General features: G+C 73.4%; 6 protein-coding genes and 1 pseudogene. 1 reads left to right on the top strand and 6 read right to left on the bottom strand.

Annotated elements, in window-relative coordinates:
* Positions 1 to 18: 18 nt before the first annotated feature.
* On the top strand, positions 19 to 951 hold the full coding sequence (locus tag D455_RS0118465; protein WP_017572190.1) for a M48 family metallopeptidase: 933 nt from the start codon (positions 19 to 21) through the stop codon (positions 949 to 951).
* A gap of 138 nt (positions 952 to 1089) precedes the next feature.
* On the opposite strand, the gene D455_RS0118470 is transcribed toward D455_RS0118465, so the two are convergent.
* From D455_RS0118470 to D455_RS30930, 6 genes and pseudogenes are all read right to left on the bottom strand, one after another.
* Entirely contained in the window at positions 1090 to 1350 is a 261-nt protein-coding gene (locus D455_RS0118470; protein ID WP_017572191.1) for a DUF6504 family protein, read from the bottom strand.
* 106 nt (positions 1351 to 1456) lie between these two features.
* On the bottom strand, positions 1457 to 1798 hold the full coding sequence (locus tag D455_RS0118475; RefSeq protein WP_017572192.1) for a DUF6221 family protein: 342 nt from the start codon (positions 1796 to 1798) through the stop codon (positions 1457 to 1459).
* 274 nt (positions 1799 to 2072) lie between these two features.
* Positions 2073 to 2918, bottom strand: coding sequence for a glutamate ABC transporter substrate-binding protein (locus D455_RS0118480; protein ID WP_026122758.1), 846 nt, complete (start codon positions 2916 to 2918; stop codon positions 2073 to 2075).
* Between the two features lie 122 nt (positions 2919 to 3040).
* On the bottom strand, positions 3041 to 4543 hold the full coding sequence (locus D455_RS0118485; protein WP_394296645.1) for a hypothetical protein: 1503 nt from the start codon (positions 4541 to 4543) through the stop codon (positions 3041 to 3043).
* Entirely contained in the window at positions 4485 to 5201 is a 717-nt protein-coding gene (locus tag D455_RS0118490) for an FHA domain-containing protein (protein ID WP_026122759.1), read from the bottom strand. Before D455_RS0118490 ends, D455_RS0118485 begins: the two co-directional genes overlap by 59 nt.
* A gap of 217 nt (positions 5202 to 5418) precedes the next feature.
* Positions 5419 to 6271: pseudogene (locus tag D455_RS30930) on the bottom strand (PP2C family protein-serine/threonine phosphatase); the annotation flags it as partial.

The raw sequence follows: 6271 nt of genomic DNA on the forward strand, positions 1-6271 counted from the left end.
GCTCCGAGGGGAGGCAGGATGTCCCACGCGACACCGCCGGAGGGGCGCGCCATCGCCTGTCCACTCCACGGCGCGCCCGGCTGCTGCGCGGCACACGCCCGGGAACCGGAATCCCGCTCCCTCCCGCACTCCCGCGTGGGAGCCCTACGCGCGCTCGACGCCGACGAGGAGGTCGTCCCGGCGTCCGCCCACCCGTGGGAGGCCCCGCTGGTGGTCGTGTGCGTGGTCGTGACCCTGCTGACGGCGGCGGGGCTGCTCCACGGCGTGTGGTCCGTGACCGGGTCATGGGTGGCCGCGGCCCTGGTCCTGGCGACGGCGCCCGTCGCGTGCTGGAAGGCGCGAGGGCTGCTGTACGCCCGGCGGAGGGCGGAGTCGGTGAAGATCTCGCCCACCCAGTTCCCCGAGGTGCACCGGACCGTGGTGTCCCTGGCCCGGGAGATGGGGCTGGCCCGGACGCCGGAGGCGTACGTACGGGTGGGGCGACGGCGTTGGGGCACGGACGCCGCGGGACACGGGCTGCGCCGGTACCTGGTCCTGTCGGACGACCTGCTGGACTCCGACGGCAGGGTCCGCGATCCGGAGGCTCTCGCCTTCCTGGTCGCGCACCAGCTGGGGCACGTGGCCGCCGGACACACCGGTTTCTGGCGGCGGACGGCGACCCTGGGCGGGGAGTTGGTCCCCGGGTTGGGAGCGGCGCTGTCACGGGCCATGGAGTACACCGCCGACAACCACGCCCACGCGCACGTCCCCGAGGGCGCACACGCCGTGCGGGTCGTCGCCGGGGGCGGCAACCTGTACACGCGGGTCAACATGGGTGAGATGGCGGACCGGGCGCGCACCGACCGGGGCGGCTCACTGCTGCTGTACCACCTGCTGACCCGGCGCCCCGGCAACACCCGCCGGATGGCCGCCCTGCGCGACCGAACCCGGCACGGCCGGGTCTTCCTGTGACCGCCGTGCGGTTCACGGCCCCGGGCGGGCCCACGACGGCGGGCGCCCGCCCGGAGGCGTTCCGGGCGGGCGTCGGGTCAGGACGTGTCGGTGGATGCCGCCCGTCGCGCGGCGGGGTGCGTGTCCGCCGGGCGCTCCCTAGTTCCACTGGCGGCGCATGGTCCATCGGTCGGACGCGACGTCACGCGTGATGTCGATGATGCTGGGTTCGCCCGCGTCGGACTCCGCCGAGACCCGGAGCAGGTGGACCTGTGTGGCCGGGGCGCCGGGCCCCTCGGGGCGCGCGGGCCAGTCGCCGATGATCCTGCGCACCCGGTAGGTGTGGCCTCGCCAGGTGAACCGTGCGGGATGCCCGCCCTCGGTGGAACGGACGTCGATCTGCTCGTTCAGAAGACTCACATGGGAAGTCTATCGAACACACGTTCGATAGAGTCAAGCGTCAGAGCCGGAGGGGCGAGTCGCGGGCCCGGCCCCGAACGACCGGCGGGAGGCGGGAGCGGTCGGATCAGTCCTCCCAGGAGGCGTCGTACTCCGGGTGGGACCGGTACACCCCCGCCAGGTACTTGACCGCCAACCGCCAGGCCAGCAGTTCGGACCAGGGATCGCCGCCGTCGGCGTGCGGACGGGCGTCGGCGCGGGCGTGGCTCGGGGAGTGGGCGTCGGGGGACATGGCGGGTTCGAGGCTGCGCATGCTCGCACGGTGGGCGTCGGCGTATCCGCGGACGATCTTGCGCTTGGCCGCGACCTCCGCCAGCGCCCGTTCCCGTCCACGCGCTCCCACCGGGGCGGACATCGACGCGCGTTCGTCCTCGTCCAGGCGTGCGTTGAGGAACTCGACGATGGTCAACGGACAACTCCTATCCTGTCCCCCCGTTGCCCTACACAAGGCTCAGTATCTGCCCTATACCCCGCTCGGGCCATTCCCGAAGGGGGCCGGAGCACACCCGTTCGGTTCGGGCCGGTTCCGGCCAGACTCCCGGCCCCGGCCGGTGCTCCCGTCCGTCCCCGGACGCGACCCCGTGCACCCGCGCCGCGCCCGCACCGTATCCGGACCGCGTTCGCCCCGAGCTCGTGGCGGTGCCCGCGCCACACCCGCGCCCGCGTCCCGTCCACACCAGCACTCACGTGGAATCACATCCCTCGAACTGGGGAACACGCGTCACGACATCGAGACCGGTCTCACCGAACCAGGTGTTCAGCAGTTCCTCTGCGGTGCCGTCCTGGTACATCTCGCTGATGGCCTTGTTGACCGCCTCGCAGGCGCGCACGTCGCCGTAGGGCAGGCCGACGCCGTACTTCTCGTCGGTGAAGGGGTTGTTGACGAAGCGGAAGGCGTCGGGGTTCTCGGCGAGGTATCCGGCGAGGATCAGGTTGTCGGTGGAGACGGCGTCCACGTCGCCCTCGCGGAGCGCGTCGACGCAGGCGCTGTAGCTGGGCGCCTCGGTCTTCCGAACGTCGATGCCGAGACCCTCGGTGATACGGGCGGCGGAGTTGGAGCCCTCGCCCTGGCAGACGCGCAGGCCCTCCAGGTCGCGCACGCCCTGGACGTCGGTGTTCTCCGCGCGCACCAGTACGTCCTGCTTGGCGACGTAGTAGGGCCCGGCGAAGGTCACCTCGGTCTTGCGTGCGGGGGTGATGGAGTAGGTGGCCACGACCATGTCCACCTCACCGTTGACCAGCCGGTCCTCGCGCTCGGCGGAGGTGATGCCGGTCAGTTCCACCTCCTCCTCGGAGAAACCCAGCTTCTCGGCGATGGAGAGGGCCACGTCCACGTCGAAGCCCGTGATGTCGCCGTCGGCGCCCTCCAACCCCAGTCCGGGCTGGTCGGTCTTGACGCCGATGGTCAGCGAGGCGGCGTCGAGCACCGACTCCTCCTCGCCCAGCACCGCCGAGCAGGCGGGCAGCCCGAGCACCGCCACGGCGGCCAGTGCCGCCACGGCCGCGGTACGCCGGTGTCGAAACCTCATCGGCCTGCTCCTCGTCTTTCGGGGGGTCGGTCGGAGAACGGGAAGAGGGTGTGTGGGCCGAGGGCCGGGTCCGGGACGGGGAGCGGACCCGCGTTCCGGCTCCGCCGCGCCCGACCCCGGCGTCAGCGGTACTCGGCCAGTCGGGGGCGGACCCCGAGCCCGACGAGGGCCAGCAGGAGGAGTGTCCCCACCGGCAGCAGCCACGTCCAGGGGGCGAGCACCGCGTCTCCGCGTTCGATGCCCTCGGCGAACGCGCCCTCGTGCAGGTCGATCAACTCCGCCAGCGCGGTCTCGTAGGCCTGGAAGGCACCGTCCCCGGAGTGCGCGACGCCCATGCGGATGTCGACGGCCCCGGCCAGGTCGCCGTCCTCGGACGCCGCGCGCAGTCTCCGGTCCTCGGTCTGGAGTGCGTCGTAGGACTCCAGTACCCCGGCGAGCGCGTCCTCCTGACCGGGCAGCAGCGCGTCCTGGGCACGCTGCCCCAGGTAGCCGAGCGTGCCCGGGTCCTCGGGGTCGGAGCCGCCCGATCCGGGCAGCTCCGGGTAGGCGGCTGCCACCTCGCCGATCGCCTGGTAGTACTCCTCCAGGTTGCCGGCGGGACGGTAGAGCACCTGCTGTGCCCGCGCCAGGTACACCTGCTGGTGGTTGTCGGCCCTGTCCGGGTCGAGCAGGTAGCGGCTCTGGTCCGCCTGCATGTCGGTGGCGATCGCCCCGGCCCGGGACAGCGCCATCGCCGCGTCCAGACCCTGTTCCTTGGCCTCACTCTGGTGCCCGCCGCTGCTGGTCAGGGCGAGGACGACCCCGGCCGTGAGCAGGGCGGTGCCCGCCGTCGCCACCAGCAGAGGGGCGTTGAAGCGGCGCCGGAACCGCACGCGCAGGTACAGCTGGAGTCCGATCAGCGCGGCTACCGCCACCGCGCCGACCGTGCCCACCCACACCAGTCCGATCGCGACGGACTCCCGTCCCTCCTCGTGGTTGGCGCGGACGATCGCCGACGAGTCCAGTCCCAGGTTGAACGCCTTGGGCAGCAGCCCGGTGTGCATCAGGTGCGTCGCCTCGCGGTACGCGTCCAGTGCCGCCGCGTCCACCCGCCCGGGAGGTGCCTGCGCCTCGTCGTTGAGCAGCCGCGCCCGGGTCGCGAGCCGCTCGTAGGCGCCCATCCCGTCCAGGACGGCCTGGACGTTGTGCTCCTCCACGCTGTCGCCCTCGGTCAGCGAGGCCGCCTGGAGCAGCGCCTCGTTGGCCCGCGCCCGGCTGGCCTCGTAGTGCGCCAGGGCGTCCTCCCGGCCCGAGCCCAGGTCGTGGTCGGTGCCCATGAGCAGGACGTCCGCGACGCGGGCGTCCATGTCGGCGAGCGCCAGGTACAGGTCGGTGGTCGCCATGGCCTGCCGCCCGGCGTCACGGCCGAGTACGTGGAGGCCCTCGCGTGCGTGACCGAGGGTGGAGGCCGCCGAACCGAACAGACCGACGATCGCCACCACGCACACCGAGGTCAGCAGCCACAAGCGTGCCGGGGTGGTCTCCGTCCAGCGTCGGCCCCGGTCGCGGTGGGGGGACGAACGGGGCTCACCCCTTCTGGAGGATGATGACGGTCCATGCTCCGACGTAGATCCGGTCGCTGTCATGCAGGGGAACCTCCACGTTGGGGGCGACGGGGTTGGCGGTCCCGTTGATCGTGGTGCCGTTGGTCGATCCCGGGTCGAGGAGGGCCCAGGTTCCACCGGGCTTGGCGATGAGGATCGCGTGGACGTGGGAGATCGCCGGGTCCCCGCCGGGGCCGCCCAGGTCGATCTCGGGGGTGAAGCCGCGCGAGACGCTGCGGCGTCCGATGCGCACCCTGTTCCCCGTGAGCGGCACCCGGCGCTGTGTGTGGCCCGTGGGGAAGGAGATCTGGTCGGGGTCGAGCATGCCCTGGTGGACCATGTACTGGTAGTAGGCGGCGTCGGCGGCGACGATCGCGCGCCAGCGCGTACCCGCCCGCGTGGCGCCCGCTCCGGAGTCCCCCCGGTGGTGGCCGCCGGACTGCGAGGCGAAGTCGTATCCGCACTCCTCGCAGAACCGGCCCGCGCGCGAGGTGCCGCACTCGGGGCAGGGGCCGCCCCGGGGAGCGCTCACCGGACGCCGCGGCGCGGGGGGACGCGCCGGGGACACGGGCGGTGTCGGTGGGGTCGTGTGGCGATGCGACGGGGGGCGCGGAGCGGGGGTGCGCGCCTGGAGGCGGAGCCCGCAGACGTCGCAGCAGTCGGTCGCCGTGGAGTGGTGCCCGGAAGGGCAACGCGGCATGGGTCCCTCCTACCCGGGTACGGGGGGCACCGCCGGTGTCCGGCACGTTCTGCCTTGGCCGGGTCCGCACGGTCCGGGTCGAGTCGGTGTCGGGTTCGTCTCGGCGTCCCCGTCGGCACCGGGCCTGGGCCGGACGGCTCGGGCCGGTTCGACCCGGCCCGTGTCGTGGACCGCCCGGGGGTCGGCCCCGACCCGGAACCCGGGCTCGTGCGCGCGGTCATTCGCGTCCGGCACGGGGACCCCCTGGCGGTACGGGGATGACGACGACGGTGACGTTGTCCTTGCCTCCCGCCTGGAGGGCGAGACTGACGTAGGTGCGGGCGGCCTCGTGGGGCCTGGCGCCCGCCTCGGGAACGGCGTCGGTCAGGGCCTGTGCCTCGGGGTGGTAGTTCCACAGGCCGTCGCTGCACAGCACGACGGCGCCGGGACCGGTCGGGGTGACGGTGGAGATGTGGGCGTCGATCTCGCCGGAGTCGGCGCCCATCCACGCGATGAGGGCGTGGGCGTTGGCCGAGCGCATCGCCTCCTCGCGGGAGAGCGTGCCCATCTGCACCATCGCCTCACTCCAGGAGTCGTCCTTGGTGAGCAGGGCGGACGCGCTGGCGGAGGGGCCTCCGGAGAGCCAGTAGGCGCGGCTGTCGCCGACCCAGCCGACGGTGACCNGGCGGACACGAAGGTGCAGGCGGGCGCGGAGCTGGGCGAGTCGGCGATCCCGGCGACCGCCTCGGCGGCCCGGGTCATGGCCGCGCCGGTGGCCTCCCGGGGGTCGGCGCCCAGGCGCATCTGTTCGGCGAGCACGGCCACGCCGGTCTCGGAGGTGACACGGGAGGCCTCGTCCGAGCGCGGTGAGCTGGACACCCCGTCGCAGACCACGGCGCAGACCGTGCCGGGCGCGTGGGGGGCGTCCGCGTCGAGGACGCGGATCGCCATGGCGTCCTCGTTGCGCCTGTGCCGCAGACCCCGGTCGCTGACACCCGCGGCGGCGTGCGTGCGTACCTCGACGTGGTCGCGCCCGGTGGGCTGGAGGAGGCCGCACCTCTCGCAGTAGCCGCGGCTGACGCCGCCGGGGC

This window comes from Nocardiopsis halotolerans DSM 44410 (genome assembly GCF_000341065.1).
GTDB classification, from domain to species: domain Bacteria; phylum Actinomycetota; class Actinomycetes; order Streptosporangiales; family Streptosporangiaceae; genus Nocardiopsis; species Nocardiopsis halotolerans.